This window comes from Pantoea sp. RCC30.1 (assembly GCF_058148845.1).
Genome location: NZ_JBXUHX010000014.1, coordinates 89,954 through 110,642, shown reverse-complemented (window position 1 = coordinate 110,642; position 20,689 = coordinate 89,954). Strand labels below are relative to the sequence as shown.

Below are 20,689 nucleotides of genomic sequence, written 5' to 3'. Positions count from 1 at the left end.
GCTGTGCTTAAACTCATTGTAACCCCTTGAGACCGGTCTCACAATGCCAACGTCTTAAGGTGCAACCTGTGTTGAGACCGGTCTCAATTATAATCGCTGGCTCAACAGTCTCTGATGTTTAAACCTGCAAAAACGGATGAGCTATGAAATCGCAAACCCCCCTGGGCACCCTGCTCGGCACCCTGCTCGCACTCTGTTCACTGTCGTTCTGTACGCTGGCAGCCAGCGATAACAATCCCTATGGGCTGATCGAACCGGGTCAGCTACGCATCGCCAGCGTCGGCGACTCAAAACCCTATACCTTCACGGATGCCAGCGGTCAGTTCACCGGCTTTGACGTCGAATTCTTCAAAGATGTCGCCCACCGAATCGGGATCGATAAGGTCGATTTTATTGGTCAGGACTTCTCGGCGATTATGCCAGCCGTGGCCAACGGTCAGTATGACGCGGCGGTAGCGGCTATCGGCATCACCCCGGCGCGTGAAAAGACGGTCGACTTTTCGACCGGCTATCTGGCGGGATTTCTCACCATTCTCACCCGCGCTGACAGCGGCGTGAAGAATGTCGCCAGCCTGACGAAACACCGGCTTGGCGTCGTTCAGGGCACGCTGCAGGAGAGCTATGCCGTTGAACACTTCACACAGACCGATCTCGTCCGCTTCCCGGATAACAACAGCGCCGTTTCCGCACTCAACAACGGCACGCTAGACGCCATCTTCCTCGACTATGAGGCGGCAAAAAGCTATGCCGAACGCTTCAGGCTGGTCTCTGCCGCCGACATCCCCTCGTTTGATGCACCGGCCGGTATTGCCATTGCCAAAGGCAAGCCCGCCTTCAAGGCCGCGCTGGACAAGGCCATCAAAGCCGCCATGCAGGATGGCACCTGGCAACGGCTCTATGAGAAGTGGTTCCCCGGATCGCCGATGCCAAAACAGTATCTGCCTGGCGGCCAGTAAAGAGGCGGACGTTCGCGTCCTGAGTTAACCGGGGAACCCCCCGCCCTGCATGGAGACGGCGATGGACTTGCTCACAATTCTTTCCCGCACCTTCTTTGATTTTCCATCAATGATGGAAGTGCTGCCGCAGATGCTGTCCACCGGACTGGTCAACACGGTGATTATCTCACTGGCGGCAACGCTGCTCGGCACGCTGTTTGGTCTTCTGCTGGCGCTGATGGGCATCTCGCCCTCACGCTGGCTGCGACTGCCTGCCCGGCTCTATACCGATCTGTTTCGCGGTCTGCCCTCTATTCTGACCATTCTTCTGATTGGTCAGGGCCTGGCGCGATTCAGCTATCAGCTGTTCGGTCCGACACCCTACCCGCTGGGGATCTTCGCGCTTAGCCTGATCGCCAGCGCCTATATGGGCGAGATTTTCCGCGCAGGTATTCAGAGTGTTGAACGCGGCCAGATGGAAGCCTGCCGCGCGCTGGGGATGAGTTATGGACGGGCAATGCGACTGGTGGTGATCCCGCAGGGGATCCGTCGCGTGCTGCCCGCCATCGTTAACCAGTTTATCGCCATCATCAAAGATTCCTCGCTGGTCTATTTACTGGGCCTGATGACCCAGCAGCGGGAGCTGTTCCGAGTGGGTCAGGATGCGGCGGTACTCACCGGCAATCTCTCGCCCCTGATGCTGGCCGGGCTGTTCTATCTGATCATCACCGTGCCGCTGACGCACATGGTCAACTATGTCGATGTGCGTTATCGCACTGGTCGCCGTCGCCTGACGGCTCCGCAAAGCGGCTTAAAAGAGGTGGATGAAGTCAGGCCGCCCAGCGGCGCACTGATCACGCATCCCCGCATCGGAGGCAACCATGAATAACCTGAACAGCACAACTGCCGCGACCTGGCACGGTGCCAGCCTGGAGCTGCGCGATCTGACGCTGGCCTATGGCCCGATTGAAGTACTGCGTAAAGTCTCTTTGCGGGTCGCGCCTGGCAGCACCACCTGCATCATCGGGCCATCCGGCTCGGGTAAATCGACGCTGCTGCGCGGCATCAACCGGCTGCATGAGCCGCAATCCGGAGATGTCCTGCTGGCTGACCGATCCGTGCTGCACGACAAGCCTGATGCGCTGCGGCTGCGGATTGGCATGGTGTTTCAGCACTTCAATCTCTTCCCCGATCACAGCGCGCTGGAGAACGTTGCGCTGGCCCCATGGCGGGTCAAAGGGCTGCCCAAAGCGCAGGCGATGGCGATTGCGCGTCAGCGGCTGGAAGAGGTCGGACTGGGTCAGCGCGCGGACCACCGGCCTCGCGATCTCTCCGGTGGCCAGCAGCAGCGTGTCGCGATTGCCCGTGCGCTGGCGATGGATCCCGAGGTCATGCTGTTTGACGAGGCGACCTCCGCGCTCGATCCCGAACTGGTGAAAGGTGTCCTGACGCTGATGGCGGATCTCTGTCGTCGCGGCATGACGATGGTAGTGGTGACTCATGAAATGGGCTTTGCGCGCAAAGTGGCGGATCAGGTGGTGTTTATGGACGAAGGCGAGATTGTTGAAGCCGGGCCGCCGGGCGCCATTTTTGATGCACCGCAGTCACCGCGGCTGCAACGTTTTCTCTCTGAAGTGCTGTAACTGAGTAAGGAACCTGATAATGGCAGTAAAAACTGAAATGAAAGTGGTGGTATTGGGTGGTGGTGTCATCGGTGTGTCGACGGCGCTGGAGCTGACAAAACGCGGTGCCGCAGTCACGCTGGTGACAGAAGCCGCACTCTGTTCCGGGGCATCGGGACGTTCGCTGTCGTGGCTTAACTCGGCGGGTGAACGCTCCCTGCCCTATCACGCGCTGCGCATGGCGGGCATTGATCGCTATCGCACCTTGTTTGCTCAACATCCTGACCTCGACTGGCTGCGTTTTGATGGCGGGGTCTGTTGGTTCAGCGACGATGAGGCCGGAACGCAGGCGCGGCATGCCTATGAAAAAGCACACGGCTACGACTCACAACTCATGACCGCGGATACCGTGGCGCAGGCAGATGCGACGATCGATCCCGATGCGCTGCCGTCACAGGCGATATTCAATCCCGGTGAAGGCTGGGTCAGTCTGCCGCACCTGACAGAGTATCTGATCAATCAGTTCCGGGCGCGCGGTGGTGAAGTGATAGAACACGCCGGTAAAGCCAGTGTGATCACCGAGCATGGCCGTGCCTGCGGCATCCACAGTGAGCGGGGTGAACTGCGGGCAGATGCGGTGGTAGTCGCCTGCGGCCCCTGGACTCCGGATGTGGTTGCGCCACTGGGCGTATCGATCCCCAACGGCTCGCCCGTCTCCATGCTGGTGATCACTGAACCAGGCAAACATGAACTCAAAGCGGTGCTCAACACGCCACGCGCCGCTATCCGGCCCAACCCCGGCAACCGTTACGCCCTGGATCATGACTGGTACGAGGAAGATATCCAGCCGCTGGCCGGAGGCGGTTACCATATTGATAAGCAGGTGGTGGCGAAGCTGGCGGACGAAGCGAGCAAGCTATTACGTGGCAGCGAGCCGCTCAGCGCCCAGAGCTGGAAAATCGGCCTGAAGCCGATTCCCGGTGATGGCGATCCGGTGCTGGGCCAACTGCAGAAGGTGCCGGGCTGTTATGTGGCGTTCACGCATTCGGGCGCAACGCTGGCGCTGATTGTCGGGGAATTACTGGCGGAGGAGATCGTAAGCGGTGAGAAGCATCCGATGCTGGCAAGCTTTGGTGCGGAGCGTTTCAGCTAAAAAAAAGCCGGTCATTGCGACCGGCTGATTTTATTTAGCCACGGAAGAAGATATCGCCCGATTTACCCATGACGATTTTGCCGGTGTCATTGGTAATAAGAATGTAGTTGGCGTTGATATAGGCCCAGTGGGTATCCGCCTGCGGAGCGGGCAGATTACGCTTTTGCCATTCAGTGATGGTGTACGTTTTATCGGTGTATTTCTCTGGCACGATGTCACCGATTTTGTACTGTTTGTAGTCGATGATGATGGTGCTGAGTTCGTAATTAGGGCGCGAGCCGTTGGACGGTGCCGGGGAAGTCGGCGTCGTCGGCGTAATGCCATCATTAGATTGTGAGCTGGTCTGTGGCTGGATTTGCGCGGCACCGGCGTCCGGCTGAACGCTGCCGGTATCAGGCGTAGCGGGCTGGGCACCAGGATTAGCGGGCTGAATCTGCGGCGGTGGCGGAACGGTATCCGTTGCTTCGCCAGCGGCCTGTACACCGGGGATCAGGCTCAGCGAGCCAACCAGTAATCCCATTGATAAAAGTACACGTTGAGTCCTGCGCATAATGATTTCCACGTTGAATTTTGACAGTCAGGCTAAAGACAATTTTTATCGCACTTCAGTTCCGGTGTGCTGATGCTATGTGTAAGGAAAAACAGCGCTATTCACTTTACTGCACACAGCTCAGGTAACGGATCACTGTGGAACCACTTTATCCTGAGTTGCCAGATCGACCAACAACGCAATGCCTAAATAATTGCTCCAGTTAAAGCCGTTCTGCAGTACCACAATCGCATTGCCGTGACGTTTATCGTAGCCGATAAAACTGGCGTAGCCGCCAATATAGCCCACCTGCCAGGTGATCTGCTGCCCTTCGATGGTGTCGGTGACCCACGCGATATTCTGCACCTGCGCGCCCTTCTGATACCACGGCTGGTTCACCGCCGCAAAAGCCCGATCCTGCGCCGTATCACCGGTGGCATTGAGGTGCGCGCGCAGATAGGCACTCAGATCGCGCGCATTGCTGTAAAGACTGGCAGCGGCCACCATGTTGCCGTGAAAATGCCAGTCAGGCGTCAGCGTGCCACGGCGGATAAATTTCGGCTGATCGCCTGCATGGCCCAGCGCACGCAGCGGATAGCCCGCCAGCGTTTCCGGCACAAAGCTGCTCTGGTTCATCTTTAACGGCGTGAAGATCAGCTGTGACGCCAGCGTCTGAATGTCCTGATGAAAACGGGTGCGCACGATAAAACCGAGCAGCGCATAGCCCAGGTTGGAGTAGTGTGGCAGGCGTACCGCAGGTGCTGTGAAATCCGCCAGATAACTCAGCAATTTATCGCTGTCGAGATTGCCATAGAAGTTCTCGCCCGTGTGCAGATAATGAACGAACTGCAGCAGCATCGGCAAATCCATATCCTGACGCGGCAGACCCGAGGTATGCGTCACCAGCTGCAGCAGCGTGATGCGCCGCGCGTCAGCACTTAGAGGAACATCTTTCGGCAGCAGATCCGCCAGGGTATCGCTCCAGTGCAGCTTGCCCTGATCCACCAGCTGGATAATCACTTCTGCCGTCACGCCTTTACTCAGCGAGCCCAGCGCAAACAGGGTATCGGGCGTAATCGGATAGCGATGCACCCGATCGGTGACGCCGAATGGATAATAACGGGTCGGGCCGCCGCGATGAATCACCGCAATGCTGATGCCGGGAACCTGCTTCTGCTGCATGAAGTGCTGCACGATGTCATCGACATTTTCGTGAAAGGTGGGGTGCGTCAGATAAACGCGGTCGCCTACCGGCGCGGAGGTTTGCGACAGGGTTCCACAGCCCGCCAGCAGGAAGACCACGGCTGGCAGGAATTGCGTCATTAATCTGCCGATCCATTGACCAGCCTGGGGAATCAGTTTGTGATATAGCACAACAGCCCGGCTGCCGGAAAATCCATTTTTCATTTAATAATCATTAGGTTAATTTTATTTAATACGCAGCAGCCCAGCAATAGCGCAAAAATGTACCATAAAGTGCTGCAGGCTATCGCATGCATAACAGGGTTAAAGTGGTGTTAAACGCGGTTTAGCCACTGCGTGTCGCCCGAAGATGGTTAGCTGTGTTGCGGCCCACAAGGGTGTACACTGCTGCGGTTTTAAGGCTCAACGCCGCGCTGAAATTTTGAAATGCCCGGGAGGCAACCGCATGAAAGAAGGCCCACTGTCCGAAAAAGAGCTGCAATGGCTGGAAGATATGCTGGAAAAATATGGCAGCGAAGCATCGATTATTGATGTCTCCGAGCTCGACGGCCTGCTGACCGCCGTCCTCTCTGGTCCCGTTACCGTTGAGCCCAGCCAGTGGTTGGTTGCCCTGTGGGGTGGCGAGAAGCAGATTCCAAAATGGAGCAACGAGCGTGAAATGACGCGCTTTATGTCGCTCTGCTTCCAGCATATGAATGATGTGGCTGACCGCTTATCTGAATTCCCGGAGCAGTTCGAACCGCTGTTTGGCATCCGCGAGATGGAAGGTCTGGAATTTACCGTGGTGGAAGAGTGGTGCTTCGGTTACATGCGCGGTGTCGCGCTGACCGACTGGTCTGCCCTGCCGCAGGACCTGCAACCCGCACTGGACGCCATCGCTCTGCACGGCGTGGAAGAGAATCTTGAAAAGATCGATGCTATGACGCCAGACGAGATGGAAGCCAGTATTGAAGCTATTCGTCCTGCTGCGCTGGCGCTGCACGATCACTGGATCTCCCAGCCAGAAGCTATTCCCGCTCCCCAGAAGCCTGTCGCGGCAGAGAAGCTGCCCGGCCGCAACGATCCCTGCCCGTGCGGCAGCGGCAAAAAATACAAGCAGTGCTGTCTGCATTGATCAACTGCTTAGCCTCACGACCTGCCGGGCGGCTATTCGACCCGGCATGCTTTATCTGACTATCCACGACAGTTTGACCTGCATCACTCTACCCACATGCTTACCTGAATAGACTGCTCACGACTTGAACAGCTTCGTGCTTATCGCTAAGGTAAGCGCGATTTTACCCGCCAGGAATAGACATGATCACCATCGCGCTTATTGACGATCACCTTATCGTCCGCTCCGGCTTTGCCCAGTTGCTGGGCCTGGAACCGGATTTCAAGGTCGTCGCGGAATTTGGTTCTGGCCGTGAGGCGCTGGCAGGTTTACCGGGCTGTGGCGTTCAGGTCTGTATCTGCGATATTTCGATGCCGGATCTCTCCGGGCTGGCGCTGCTGAGCAAGCTGCCGGCGGGCCTGGCCACCATCATGCTGTCAGTCCATGACAGTCCGGCTCTGGTGGAGCAGGCGCTTAATGCCGGTGCGCGCGGATTTCTCTCTAAACGCTGTCGTCCCGATGAGCTGATCGCGGCGGTGCGCACGGTCTCCACAGGCGGCTGTTATCTGACGCCAGAGATTGCGATCAAGCTGGCCGCCGGTCGGCAGGACCCGCTTACCCGACGTGAACGTCAGGTGGCGGAAAAACTCTCACAGGGCATGGCGGTAAAAGAAATTGCCGTTGAGCTGGCGCTGTCACCGAAAACCGTACATGTCCATCGCGCGAATCTGATGGAGAAGCTCGGCGTCAGCAATGATGTGGAGCTGGCGCGCCGCATGTTTGATGGCTGGCAATGAGTTCTTGTGTTTCGCGGCTGATCTCCATTGTCGCCAGCTTTTTCATCTTCTCGGCGGCCTGGTTCTGCCTGTGGAGTATCAGTCTGCATCTGGTGGAACGCCCGGAACTGGCGGTGCTGCTATTCCCGTTTGGCCTGCGTCTGGGGCTGATGCTGCAATGTCCACGCGCTTACTGGCCGGTGCTGCTGGCAGCTGAGTGGATCATGCTGATCTGGCTGGCGAAGGTGGTCGCGCTGGCCCATCTGCCGCTGTTAATGGCGGGCAGTGTACTGACGCTGCTGCCGGTGGCGCTGATCTCCCATTACCGCCATCAGCGCGACTGGCGCACGCTGCTGAGCCAGGGTGCGGCACTGATCGCCGCGGCGCTGTTGCAATCCCTGGCGTGGGTGGGACAACAAGAGATGCTGAACGCCCTGCTGCTTACGCTTACCGGTGGTCTGACGCTGGCTCCAACCTGCCTGGTAATCTGGCACTATCTCACCAGCACCCGCTGGCAGCCGCTGGGGCCGTCGCTGGTCTCACACCCGGTAAACTGGCGCGCCCGGCATCTTGTCTGGTATCTGCTGCTGTTTGTCATCAGTCTCTGGTTGCAGCTTGGCCTGCCCGCTGAACTGTCGCGCTTTACGCCATTCTGTCTGGCGCTGCCGATTATTGCGCTGGCCTGGCACTACGGCTGGCAGGGTGCGCTGATCGCGACGCTGATGAACGCAATCGCGCTGATCGCCAGCCAGACCTGGCACGATCACCCGGTCGATCTTCTCCTCTCGCTACTGGCCCAAAGCCTGACCGGACTGCTGCTGGGTGCGGGTATCCAGCGGCTACGCGAGCTGAATCAGTCGCTGCAGAGTGAGCTGGCGCGCAACCGGCGCCTGGCGGAACGGCTGGTCGAGACAGAAGAGAATGTACGGCAGGAGGTGGCGCGCGAACTACATGATGATATCGGTCAGACGATTACGGCAATCCGCACTCAGGCGGGCATTGTACAGCGCCTTGCGCCAGATAATGGCCGGGTGATCCAGAGCGGCGTCCACATTGAACAGCTCTCACTGGGTGTCTACGATTCAGTGCGGCGACTGCTGGGACGTCTGCGACCCCGTCAGTTAGATGACCTGTCACTTGAACAGGCGGTTCGTTCCCTGATGCGTGAGATGGAGCTGGAGGATTGCGGCATCGTCAGCCACCTTGAGTGGCGTATTGATGAGACGCTGTTGAGCGAAGCGCAGCGCGTCACGCTGTTTCGCGTCTGTCAGGAGGGGCTGAACAACATTGTAAAACACGCCAGCGCCAGTGCCGTGATGCTGAAAGGCTGGCAACAGGATGGTCGCGTTTTGCTGGTGATTGAAGATGATGGCTGCGGTCTGCCGCCAGGTTCCGGTCAGCAGAGCTTTGGTCTGGTCGGGATGCGCGAACGCGTGAGTGCGCTGGGCGGATCCCTGACTATCTCCTGCACCCATGGAACCCGCGTCAGCGTGCATCTGCCGCTGCGTTCGGCCTGAGGAATCACCGTGTTTAACTTTCTGAAAACGCCCACTAACGCCGCCCCGCTGCAGGACAAAAGTGAGATTGACAGCCGCTATCGCTACTGGCGGCGGCACATCATGTCGACCATCTGGATCGGCTATGCCCTGTTCTACTTTACCCGCAAAAGCTTCAACGCGGCAGCACCGGAAGTGATCGCCAGCGGTGTGATGATGCGCACCGATATCGGCCTGCTGGCGACGCTGTTTTACATCACCTACGGCCTGTCGAAGTTCTTCTCCGGCATCGTCAGTGACCGCTCCAATGCCCGTTATTTTATGGGGCTGGGGCTGATCGCTACCGGCGTGGTCAATATCCTGTTTGGCTTCTCCACCTCACTGTGGGCCTTTGCGCTGCTGTGGACCATCAACGCCTTTTTCCAGGGCTGGGGCGCGCCGGTCTGCGCGCGCCTGCTGACCAGCTGGTATTCGCGTAACGAGCGCGGCGGCTGGTGGGCATTATGGAACACCGCACACAACGTCGGCGGTGCGGTTATCCCGATCGTTATCGGCGCGGTGGCGCTGCACTATGGCTGGCGAACCGGAATGATGATTGCGGGCAGTTTAGCGATACTCGCCGGACTGTTTCTCTGCTGGCGTTTGCGCGACCGGCCTCAGACTGTCGGCCTGCCCGCGGTAGGCGACTGGCGACAGGATGAGATGGAGATGGCGCAGCAGCAGGAAGGCGCAGGTCTGAGTCGCAAAGCGATCCTGACCCGCTATGTGTTATTCAATCCCTATATCTGGCTGCTGTCGTTGTGTTACGTGCTGGTCTATGTGGTTCGCGCCGCGCTCAATGACTGGGGAAATCTTTACATCTCCGACACGCTGGGGGTGGATCTGGTGACGGCCAACTCGGTAGTCACCCTGTTTGAGCTGGGCGGTGTAATAGGCGCGCTGGTCGCGGGCTGGGGCTCGGACAAGCTGTTTAACGGCAACCGTGGCCCGATGAACCTGATTTTTGCAGCCGGGATTTTGCTTTCCGTCGGCTCACTGTGGCTGATGCCCTTTACCAGTTACGTGATGCAGGCAGCTTGCTTTTTTACTACCGGTTTCTTTGTCTTCGGCCCGCAGATGCTGATCGGCATGGCGGCAGCCGAGTGTTCCCATAAAGATGCGGCGGGCGCGGCAACTGGCTTCGTCGGTCTTTTCGCCTATCTCGGCGCGTCACTCTCCGGCTGGCCGCTGGCGTGGGTTATCGACGTCTGGCACTGGAGCGGCTTCTTTGCGGTGATTGCCACGGCGGCGGGGATATCTGCCTTGCTGCTGCTGCCGTTTTTAAATGCTCAGGCGCCGCGCCCTCTGCCTGAAGCGTGATACGTCTCTCCTTTTTGCCTCAATTGGGGAAAAACTAAGAAATTTTCCTGGTTTCGCCTGGATGCTGTCTCAGGCCAGTCTGGCGGCAGGTTTTTACAATGCCAGCCATTCGCTGCCCATTGCAGCTATTCCAACCAGGAGAATCCCCTTCCATGCTGGCATTCCTCAAACAGGTGCGCAGACCAACGCTGGATCTGCCAATTGAACTGCGGCGCAAGATGTGGTTCAAGCCGTTTATGCAATCCTATCTGGTGGTCTTTATCGGCTACCTGACCATGTATCTGATCCGCAAAAACTTCAATATCGCGCAGAACGATATGATCACCACCTACGGACTGAGCATGACGCAGTTGGGGATGATTGGTCTGGGCTTCTCCATCACCTATGGCGTCGGGAAAACCCTGGTCTCCTATTATGCGGACGGCAAAAACACCAAGCAGTTCCTGCCGTTTATGCTGATTCTCTCGGCCATCTGTATGCTGGGTTTCAGCGCCAGCATGGGCACCGGTTCCGTCAGCCTGTTCCTGATGATCGCCTTTTATGCTTTAAGCGGATTCTTCCAGAGTACCGGCGGCTCCTGTAGCTACTCCACCATCACGAAGTGGACGCCGCGCCGCAAGCGTGGCACATATCTGGGGATGTGGAATATCTCCCACAACCTCGGCGGTGCCGGTGCGGCAGGTGTCGCGCTGTTCGGTGCCAATGTGCTGTTCGACGGTCACGTCATCGGCATGTTTATCTTCCCGTCAATCATCGCACTGATTGTTGGTTTTATCGGCCTGCGCTATGGCAGCGACTCCCCGGAGTCTTATGGCCTGGGCAAGGCTGAAGAGCTGTTTGACGAAGAGCTGAGCGATGAGGACAAAGAAGCTGAAGATGAGTCGATGACCAAATGGCAGATCTTTGTCGAGTACGTACTGAAGAACAAGGTGATCTGGCTGCTCTGCTTCGCCAACATCTTCCTCTATGTAGTGCGCATCGGGATCGATCAGTGGTCAACGGTTTACGCCTTCCAGGAGCTGAAGCTCTCTAAAGAGGTGGCGATTCAGGGCTTTACCCTGTTTGAGGTGGGTGCACTGGTGGGTACGCTGCTGTGGGGCTGGCTATCCGATCTGGCCAATGGCCGTCGTGCACTGGTGGCCTGCGTCGCACTGGCGCTGATTATTGCCACGCTCGGGATTTATCAGCATGCCAGCAACCAGTATGTCTATCTGGCATCGTTGTTCGCACTGGGCTTCCTGGTCTTTGGCCCGCAGCTGTTAATCGGCGTCGCCGCGGTCGGCTTTGTGCCGAAAAAAGCGATTGGTGCAGCCGATGGCATCAAAGGCACCTTCGCTTATCTGATAGGCGACAGCTTCGCCAAACTGGGCCTGGGCATGATTGCCGACGGCACACCGATATTTGGCCTGACCGGCTGGGCGGGCACCTTTGCCGCACTGGATGCTGCCGCTATCGCCTGTATCTGCCTGATGGCGTTGGTTGCCGTGATGGAAGAGCGCAAGATTCGCCGCGAGAAACGGCTACAGCGTTTGAAGATGGCGTAAAGATAAAATCAGGCCCGGCGTAAGCCGGGCTTTTTTTTGCAAAAATGAAGAGAGAGATTGCTGCAGAAGACACGATACAGACTCATTCCCGATAGAGTCTGAAATGTGTTTCAACGATAACTATCCACCTTCCGATTAACCCTTCTGAGTCCACTTCCTGCTGAAACCGAACTTTGCTGCAGGCATTAACAACGCCTGCGGATTACAGGCGACCTGCCAGCATCCAGTGATATATAACAGCCAGCACAGCCGTTAAGGTACAATAAACCGGCATTATCAGAATAACGGGGAATAATCATACTTATTCATAAACCTGGGAAACCGACATAGAAGATGAAAGCATAACAACCCTCTCCGTTTAACTGGCCAAAGATATTTATCTCATCATGCTACGCAAGCAAGCAGCAACACGCGAAATTTTTTAACATGGATTATAAAATTAACATCACTCCCCGTACCACACATACAGCTAATTAAAAGTACATTTATTGCTAAAAATAACCCCCTTTTTTTATTGCCATATGAAAACGCAAGTTTTTATTGCGCTTCAGAAATATTAACACCTGGAGTTAAAAAACCATTCTACCTTTTAAACACAACCCCTTTCAAATCCAGAACCAGCCAACAACCAACTGTTTTTAATGACTATTTTTATTCATTCTATTTTGAAACCCTTTTTTGCATGCACAAAGCAGCGCATTACCCATATTTACATTGAACTGACAGAAAAATCCGATAAAAACTGAAATAACGTTTAAAATTAGAATTTACAGCCAAAAAAAAGAAATATTAAAAAATTTATATCCATAAATTAGCTGCATTTTGATTATGACCGATACTATATCTCGCCAGCGCTCAGCGAATTCCATTTTATGATTTTATTTGTAAGAATACGGATTGCAGTTACCTGAACAATTAAACCATCACCCCTGCTTCTTTGATAAAACAGAGGTGATTGAAGTTATACCGAATAGTATTACCGCCAGGTGAGGCAGTCCGTTAGCAGATATCACTCTATGAGCAATATGACCGGGGTAATAAAAATTAAGGATAAGCAAATCAATCGTAAAACAGGATAAAACCTTACCCTGAAAAACGATCTTTAACCTTACAGCAGGGCACTGGAAAAAGCGTTCCACATTATTAATGCAGCGTCTTAAATGGCACCATTTATTACAGAAAATAATACTTTTCAGCCATGTTTATTACGCCACAGCAGATGGCAATTGTTAACGACCACATGGAGGTTAATTAATTGTTTTAGCGATATTCTTCTTAAATAAGCACAGCAACGCCTGGTGATTAATTAATCGCCTGGCTCATTTCGGCATCTATGGGTGAAAAATGAAAATTCAATTAATTATTAAAGACAGCAATGGCAATATCATTGCTAAGCATGCTTTAAAATCTGGGCAGTCGCTGGCATTGAAGTCCACGCCACAGGCTGCGTCCTATGAAGTTCACAGCGTTGATGGGCAGCCTCCGCAGAAGATCGTTGCGTCAAAAGCTAACGGCCAGATGAAATTTAAGCTGGTGAATGATGTAACGGGTGAACAGTACGACATCGTCCTGCAAAACGTCACCGCAGATGAACTCCCGATCATGACTGCCTCTGGGCCGGATGGTGTGGCCTATGCGTATAACTATGATGCGGCTAATGGCGTATATGAACTCGCCTCAACGACTGCGGATCCGCTCATTGCTGACAATGTCTATTTGGCGGGTGGTGTTTTAGGTGGTCTGGCCGCGATAATTGGTGTGGCTGCAGCATCAAACTCAGGTGGCTCTTCCTCAAGAAATAACAATACGGCAGCAGTCAATGAGGACAACAGCGCTGCCAGCGTTGTTCCTGGCACAACGCCATCTCTTGTCGACGATGCGGGTAACCTTGTGACTGGTAGCAGCACCAGCGACAGCACCCCGACCATCAATGGCAGCGGCATGCAGCCCGGCTCCACCGTGGTGATCACCGACGGAGACACCGAACTTGGCACCGCCACCGTGGATGCCGACGGTAACTGGACCTTCACGCCCGACGCCCCGCTGGCCGACGGCGACCACGCGCTCGTGGTTGACGGCACCGACGCCAGCGGCAACCCTGCCAGCAGCACCGTCGACGTTATCATCGACACCGGCGACACGACGCCGGGCACGAGTGATGATGCAGGCAGCCCGGCAGAAGACAATGACAGTGCCGCTGTGCCGGGCGACGACACAGGTAATCCAGCGGAAGGCGACACCGGCGCCGCCGCGCCGGGCCTGGCCGACGACGCCGGCAACCCGATCGCCGACGGCGGCAGCACCAGCGACAGCACCCCGACCATCAGCGGCGGCGGCATGCAGCCCGGCTCCACCGTGGTGATCACCGACGGCGACGCGGTGATCGGCGAGGCCACCGTTAATGACGACGGCAGCTGGAGCATCACCCCCGACGCCCCGCTGCCCGACGGCGATCACGCCCTGGTCATCGACGGCACCGACGCGAACGGCAACGCCACCAGCGACACCGCCAACATCAGCATCGACACCTCAGGCACCACCCCGGGCCTGGCCGACGACGCCGGCAACCCGATCGCCGACGGCGGCAGCACCAGCGACAGCACCCCGACCATCAGCGGCGGCGGCATGCAGCCCGGCTCCACCGTCACCGTCTCCGACGGCGACGCGGTGATCGGCGAGGCCACCGTTAATGACGACGGCAGCTGGAGCGTCACCCCCGACGCCCCGCTGGCCGACGGCGATCATGCCCTGGTCATCGACGGCACCGATGCCGGCGGCAACCATGTGAATGACACAATCAATATTGTGGTAAATACACAGCCATTTGTTGAGATCGTTGATGATAACGGTACTGCTCTTCTGAATGGCGATATCACCAGCGATGGTACCCCTACGTTCAACGGTAAGAACTTTGAGCCGGGTACGATAGTTGCTATTACTGATGGAGAGACGACGCTGGTTAGTCTGACTGTCGGTGAAGATGGCAGTTGGACCTTTACGTCAGATACCCCTCTGGCTGATGGCGCGCACGTTCTCGGTATCTCCATTACCAATCTGCAAGGTGATACAAACAATGGGTTCATCGAACTGACGATCGATAGCACGCCACCGGAAGGTGTGGATATCAGTACCGTGACCATGATTGATGACGATGGCGCAGCAATTACCGCAGCAGGCGTTACTGCTGATAGTACACCGACCTTCAGTGGCTCAGGCCTTGAGGCGGGAGCAACGGTGATTATTCGCGACGGCGATGAAGTACTGGGTGAAACCACGGTGAATGAGGATGGCAGCTGGTCCTTTACGCCTTCGGATGCACTCGACGATGGTGAACACCAGTTTACCTTTGAAGTAACAGACACCGTCGGCAATAGCAGCGGCATATCCGCAGCGATAGATCTGTCGATTTCTTCAGCTAAAGGGATCAATACCGGCGTAGTGATCACGGATGATGCAGGCAGCATCATTACTGATGGCGATGCAATTAATGACAGTACTCCAACGTTCAGTGGTCATGATCAGACGCCAGGCTCTACAGTAACGATTGCCGATGGCGAAAACGTGCTGGGCACTGTCGTGGTTGATGCTGATGGAAGCTGGAGCTTTACCCCAGAGACAGCACTTGCTGAGGGTGACCATACGTTTATCGTGACTGTAACGGATAGCGAAGGAAACACCAGCAGCGATACCATCAATTTTGTTGTCGACACCGTTGCGCCAGACATACTCAACATTACCGATGTTGTGGTAACCGATGATGAAGGAAATATTTTAGCTGCGGGCAGCCTGATTGCTGATACAACACCAACCTTCAGCGCATCGGGTCTGGAAGCTGGTACCACCGTTATTGTTCACGATAATGGTGCCGTACTGGGTGAAGGACAAGTGGAGAGTGATGGCAGCTGGTCTTTCACACCATCTGAAGCACTGGTTGATGGTGAGCACAGCTTCACATTTGAAACAGTAGACGCCGCCGGTAACAACAGTGGTGAGTCAGCAAGCGTTAATTACGTTGTGGATTCTGTTGCCCCGGAAGGTGTAGACATTACCACCGTAGTGATCACGGATGAAATCGGTGAGGTTGTCAGCACGGCAGACATCCAAAGCGATAACATACTGACCTTCAGCGGCAGCGATCTTGAGCCTGGAACCACCGTTACACTGTTCGACAAAGATCAGGTTGTGGGTGAAACCACCGTGGCTGAGGATGGCAGCTGGCAGCTTATCCCAGAGGAAGGCCTGTATGACGGCAGCCATGAACTGACCTTCACCGTAACTGATGCAGCCGGGAACAGCAGCGATCCTTCTGCAGTAATAGATCTGAATGTCCAGGTTATTAACCTGCAAGCCTCAGATAATATTAGTTCAGGGGCAGCTGTGGGCTTTTCCTATCCTATTAGTGCTACAGAGGATCTGGGAACGGTACTGAGCGATGGCGGATTAATTGCATTTAATAATCAGATCGTGAGTGACCCAATCGTTGTCGCCGACGGTACGATTTTAAGCCTTGATGTTACCGCTACCTCTTCCGCATTTCTTAACATGGCAAGTAACTCGACGCTGGTTTTGCAGAAGTACGATTCGTCTACGGGTACATGGGTCAACGTTTCCGAGGAAAACACTGGCAACCTGTTCGGCCTGTTTGGTCTGGGCGCATCATCAGCAACCATTACGCTGGAAGGTCTGACCGCTGGTCAGTATCAGTTGGTCTATACCACCAGCGGGGTTAACGTTGGGGTTAGCTTCAGTCTGGATGCGACCAAAACCATCTACAAACTGGCAGAGCAGGGCACACCGACCGACTACACAACGGCAACGGGCAATGTGATGTTGGACGCTGACAATGTCTATGGTGCAGATTCTATCGCGCATCAAACCTATACCACAGTCAGTTCGGTCAGCTTTACTGACAGTGATGGCATTGTTTCTGAAGCTGCTATTGATGACGCTACTGGCACAGCAACGCTGGCAGGAAAATATGGCACGCTGGTGATTAACGCCGACGGCAGTTATGTCTACACGCCGGTTTCAGCAATGGAGAGTATCGGCAAAGTTGACTCCTTTACCTATACCATCACCGATTCCGTCACCGGCGAAAGTTCGTCGGCACAGATTCATGTGCAGATTGGTACCACTAATGCTGCGCTGAATCTGAGCTGGGATGCGACCGACCCATCCGTGCAAGCTGTCACGGACATCGCTTCCAGTAATGAGGCGGATGCCACCGTACTGATGAACTTTGTAACATCCAGCGCCAGCGATACAGGTGTTGCGCTGGCTGCAGGCGGGGTTACAGGCGGAGTAATGAACTACAGCTCGACCTTCTCGCTGACCGGTGTTGACGATATCGTCACCGGCTCACTCTCGCTGAGTACCGAGTGGAACCTGTTCGGTAATAATTTCGATTCACCACTTCACATCACTTATGAAGTACAGATACAGAACAGTGATGGTTCATGGTCCACAGTGAAAACCCAATCAGCCGTTGTGGAGGCTGGTTCTCATAATGGCGAAGTTATTCAGAACGTAGAGATGTCAACGCTGCTGTCAGGCCTGGACAAAGGAACCTATCGTGTTGCAATTTCAACCAGCGGTGCAACCAACGTGGTGAAAATGGACATGTCGGTCCAGACGCTCAGTACCACGGATTACGTCATTACCACCAGCGAGGTAGCAAGCGGCAACATACTGACAGATGAAGGTACGGACGGTGCGGTTGATAAACTGAGTTCAATTTACACCCGAATCTACGCTAAAGCGGGTGATAGCGTTGGCGATGTGGCCATTGATGATAGCTATACCTGGGTTACCGAGAGCGGCGTCAAGATTACGGGTCAGTACGGCACCCTGCTGATCTATAGCAACGGTACCTATACCTATACCCCTGACACTACGACGTTGCCATCTGGCTCTCAGGATATATTCACCTACGCACTGAAAGGTGCCAATGGTGAAATCGTCACTGCAACAGTGACGATCAACCTGGGCGTTGAGGTTAACGGTAGCGACGGCGGTGCGCTGGTCTTCCAGGGTACTGAAGCCGACGACGTGTTTGATGTTTATGACATCAACTTCGCCTCTGTGGACGGTGCAGCAGGTGACGACACACTGGCGTGGCATGGCAACGGTCAACGGGTTTTAAGCGACGTCGCAGCGAAGGTCAGCAACATGGAATCAATCATGTTGACCTCTACCTCCGGTGCCGACAATCTGGTAATCGATGCGCAGAGCGTAGAGGATGTCAGCAGCGAAAATAATGTGCTGTATATCAAGGGCGTTTCTGGCGATCACGTGACGCTGGAAGGCACCTGGGTGAACAGCGGCACAGTAGTGGTGGATAGTATCTTCTATACCCACTATACCAGCACGACAGCCGCCGGTTCGGTGGTTGATATCTATGTGCAGCAGGGACTTTCTCTCTCCTCTGCCACCTATCAGGATAGTCAGAACGGTGCGGAGTACACCGTGACCGCCGCACAGGAAGTCGTGGGTACAGCGGACGATGATACCTTCAACGTAAGCAATACCAGTTTCACCAGCATTGACGGTGGTGAGGGTCTGGATACGCTGGTATGGAATGGTACTGGTACTCTGACGCTGAGTGATATTCAGGCGAAAATCAGCAATATTGAAGAAATTGAGCTGGCGAATAGCAGTGCGGCAAACAATCTGGTGATTACGGCACAAAACGTGGCGGATATCACCGATGCTGACAACACGCTGTTTGTTAAAGGCGCAACGTCTGACACGCTGACACTGTCAGGAAGCTGGACGCTGTCTGGTAGTGAAGTGATCAACAATGTCGATTACGCTCATTATGTCAGCACAACTGATGATGGTCAGACAGTGAATCTCTATGTTGATCGCGATATAAAACCGAGCACCGCAGAGACCGTGCCTGAACACAATGCTGCCGACGTGACGGGCAACGTTGCCTTGCTCAGCGACAGCGTGGCGCAGTCCACTACGATGAACACCGCGACCAGCAGCTTCACTAGTGAAAGCTTTACGGTTAACAGCGCCAGCGATCTGCAGGAGATTAACGTCAGCGTTACCGGGGAATCGATCAATGCCAGTAACAGCGTTTCGGTGAACTGGTCGCTGCAGGTTTATAACGAGCAGACGCTGCGCTGGGACAACGTGACCAGCGGCACTCAGGCGGTCACCAGTAGTAATCCGCTGAGTGTCTCGCTGGAAGGCCAGAGTGCGGGAACCTATCGCATCGTGGTCGACAGCACGCAGTCCGGACATCCTGGCTTCCTGTGGTCAACCAACTACGACGCGCTCACCGTGAAAGTGGCAGTGAATATCGTCAGCACCACCGACTATAAGGTCAGCACCAGCTCAAGCGCGACCGGTTCGGTCTTCGCCAGCGACAGCGCTGTGGATAGCACGCAGCAGGTGAAATCGATAGCGGCAGGCATTGTTGCCGGTGCAGCGAGTTATACGCTGATAGCGGCAGCCGGAACCACTATCGCGGGTACCTATGGCACGCTGACTATCCATAATGACGGCAGCTATACCTACACGCTGAACAGCGACTCGGTGATCAAACTCTCCGGCAGCGAAGACACGTTCACCTACGTTCTGGCAGATGGTACTACCAAAAATCTGGTGATCACGCTGGGTGTTTCCGTGGATGGATCGGAAGGGGGTGCGCTGATCTTTGCCGGTACCGTTGGCGATGACAGCTTTACCGTTCACGACACCCAGTTTACCTCGGTAGATGGTAAGTCAGGGCAGGATACGCTGGTCTGGGATGGAAAAGGTGACCTGAACCTCAGTGAAGTTGCTGATAAAGTGAACAATATCGAAATCATCGATTTGCAGTATAACGGCCAGTCAGCAGCGCTGCTTATTACTGCCGATGATATTGAGAAAATCACAGATAGCAACAACGCGCTATATGTGCGGGGTGGCAGCAATGACACCCTTTCACTGCAGGGGGTATGGGTGGCTCACGGCGTGGAAACGCTGGATAACCTTATCTACAAGCTGTACACCAGTACGACGCTTGACGGCACAACGGTCAAGCTCTACGTCCAGCAAGGTTTAAGCTTTAATGAAGTAGCAGAGCAGATTTCTGGATCGATTCATGATGCAGCATCTGATCTTACCGTGGTATCGGTGAGCCTGAATGGTGAAACCACCGCGATTACCGACGACAGTGCCGTCAGCGTCAAAGGCACCTATGGCACGCTGGTTATCGATGAGGCGGGTCACTACAGCTACGTGGTGGATGATGCGTATGCGCACAGCGGTAACATTGATACCTTCACCTATGCCCTGTCAGACGGCAGCAATGCTTCTCTGAGCTTTAACCTGGGTGTTGATGTTGATGGCAGCGCGGGTGGAGAAATTACCTTCACTGGCACAAGCGGTGCGGATGTTTTCGAAGTCTATGACACCGATTTCATCTCAATCAACGGTGCTGATGGTAACGATACGTTGGCCTGGCATGGCACCGGTACGCTGAACCTCAGTGATATCTCGGCCAGGGTCAATAATATTGAAACCATCGACCTGATGACAGATGCCGGAAAAGACAATCTGGTAGTTAGTGCAGAAAGTCTGCTGAAGGTAACTGATAGCGATAATACGTTATTTGTCAGAGGGGAAAATGGCGACACGGTGACGCTCAATGGTAACTGGGAGCAGGCAGACGGATTAGTGGCAAATGGGGTTAACTATAACCATTACACCAGTTCTGCAGCCGATGGCTCCGTGGTACAGTTATATATTGAAGACGATGTAACCATCGGATAATTAAAATCCGCATTAAAAGCAGGCTGGGTTATTTATACCAGCCTGCTCTTTCCCCGCGCGCTAAGCCGACTTTTATGACTGAGGTATATTTAACTTTTAAAATATCATGAAAAAAATAATTATCATTTTGCACTGTATTTTTATTACCCACTCTTCTTTTGCTGCAGATAAAAAACTATTCTCTGCAAGTGAGCCTGCGGTCAATGAAGCGCC

General features: G+C 54.8%; 12 protein-coding genes. 10 read left to right on the top strand and 2 right to left on the bottom strand.

Going from position 1 to position 20,689, the window contains the following annotated elements; genetic code table 11:
- The first annotated feature begins 143 nt into the window (after window positions 1-143).
- The 4 genes from AC2LB6_RS14100 to AC2LB6_RS14085 all read left to right on the top strand — a co-directional run bounded on the left by AC2LB6_RS14100 (window position 144) and on the right by AC2LB6_RS14085 (window position 3,710).
- A complete protein-coding gene (locus tag AC2LB6_RS14100) occupies window positions 144-956 on the top strand; it encodes an ABC transporter substrate-binding protein (RefSeq protein ID WP_490093988.1) in 813 nt (270 codons plus the stop codon).
- 61 nt (window positions 957-1,017) lie between these two features.
- Window positions 1,018-1,824, top strand: a complete 807-nt coding sequence (locus AC2LB6_RS14095; RefSeq protein WP_490093987.1) for an amino acid ABC transporter permease — start codon at window positions 1,018-1,020, stop codon at window positions 1,822-1,824.
- Window positions 1,817-2,578, top strand: coding sequence for an amino acid ABC transporter ATP-binding protein (locus tag AC2LB6_RS14090; protein ID WP_490093986.1), 762 nt, complete (start codon window positions 1,817-1,819; stop codon window positions 2,576-2,578). The genes AC2LB6_RS14095 and AC2LB6_RS14090 overlap by 8 nt, the downstream gene beginning before the upstream one ends.
- A 19-nt stretch (window positions 2,579-2,597) precedes the next feature.
- Complete coding sequence (locus AC2LB6_RS14085) at window positions 2,598-3,710, top strand: NAD(P)/FAD-dependent oxidoreductase (RefSeq protein ID WP_490093985.1); 1,113 nt, start codon at window positions 2,598-2,600, stop codon at window positions 3,708-3,710.
- Window positions 3,711-3,744: 34 nt separating this feature from the next.
- On the opposite strand, the gene AC2LB6_RS14080 is transcribed toward AC2LB6_RS14085, so the two are convergent.
- Window positions 3,745-4,260 carry an RcnB family protein gene (locus AC2LB6_RS14080; protein ID WP_490093984.1) on the bottom strand — a complete coding sequence of 172 codons (516 nt, stop codon included), beginning with the start codon at window positions 4,258-4,260 and terminating at the stop codon, window positions 3,745-3,747.
- 132 nt (window positions 4,261-4,392) lie between these two features.
- Window positions 4,393-5,646 (bottom strand): serine hydrolase domain-containing protein, encoded by a 1,254-nt coding sequence (locus AC2LB6_RS14075; protein WP_490093983.1) that lies wholly within the window; start codon window positions 5,644-5,646, stop codon window positions 4,393-4,395.
- A 241-nt stretch (window positions 5,647-5,887) separates the two neighbouring features.
- Here AC2LB6_RS14075 and AC2LB6_RS14070 point away from each other — a divergent pair, with 241 nt between their 5' ends.
- From AC2LB6_RS14070 to AC2LB6_RS14045, 6 genes are all read left to right on the top strand, one after another.
- The gene (locus AC2LB6_RS14070; protein WP_490093982.1) at window positions 5,888-6,556 is read left to right on the top strand and encodes a YecA/YgfB family protein; all 669 of its coding nucleotides are present in this window, start codon (window positions 5,888-5,890) and stop codon (window positions 6,554-6,556) included.
- Between the two features lie 182 nt (window positions 6,557-6,738).
- Window positions 6,739-7,332, top strand: a complete 594-nt coding sequence (gene uhpA / locus AC2LB6_RS14065; RefSeq protein WP_490093981.1) for a response regulator transcription factor UhpA — start codon at window positions 6,739-6,741, stop codon at window positions 7,330-7,332.
- Complete coding sequence (uhpB, locus tag AC2LB6_RS14060) at window positions 7,329-8,828, top strand: signal transduction histidine-protein kinase/phosphatase UhpB (protein WP_490093980.1); 1,500 nt, start codon at window positions 7,329-7,331, stop codon at window positions 8,826-8,828. The genes uhpA and uhpB overlap by 4 nt, the downstream gene beginning before the upstream one ends.
- A 9-nt stretch (window positions 8,829-8,837) precedes the next feature.
- The gene (locus AC2LB6_RS14055; RefSeq protein WP_490093979.1) at window positions 8,838-10,166 is read left to right on the top strand and encodes an MFS transporter; all 1,329 of its coding nucleotides are present in this window, start codon (window positions 8,838-8,840) and stop codon (window positions 10,164-10,166) included.
- Window positions 10,167-10,318: 152 nt separating this feature from the next.
- Entirely contained in the window at window positions 10,319-11,710 is a 1,392-nt protein-coding gene (gene uhpT, locus AC2LB6_RS14050) for a hexose-6-phosphate:phosphate antiporter UhpT (protein WP_490093978.1), read from the top strand.
- A 1,344-nt stretch (window positions 11,711-13,054) separates the two neighbouring features.
- A complete protein-coding gene (locus AC2LB6_RS14045; protein WP_490093977.1) occupies window positions 13,055-20,476 on the top strand; it encodes a BapA/Bap/LapF family large adhesin in 7,422 nt (2,473 codons plus the stop codon).
- Window positions 20,477-20,689 lie beyond the last annotated feature (213 nt).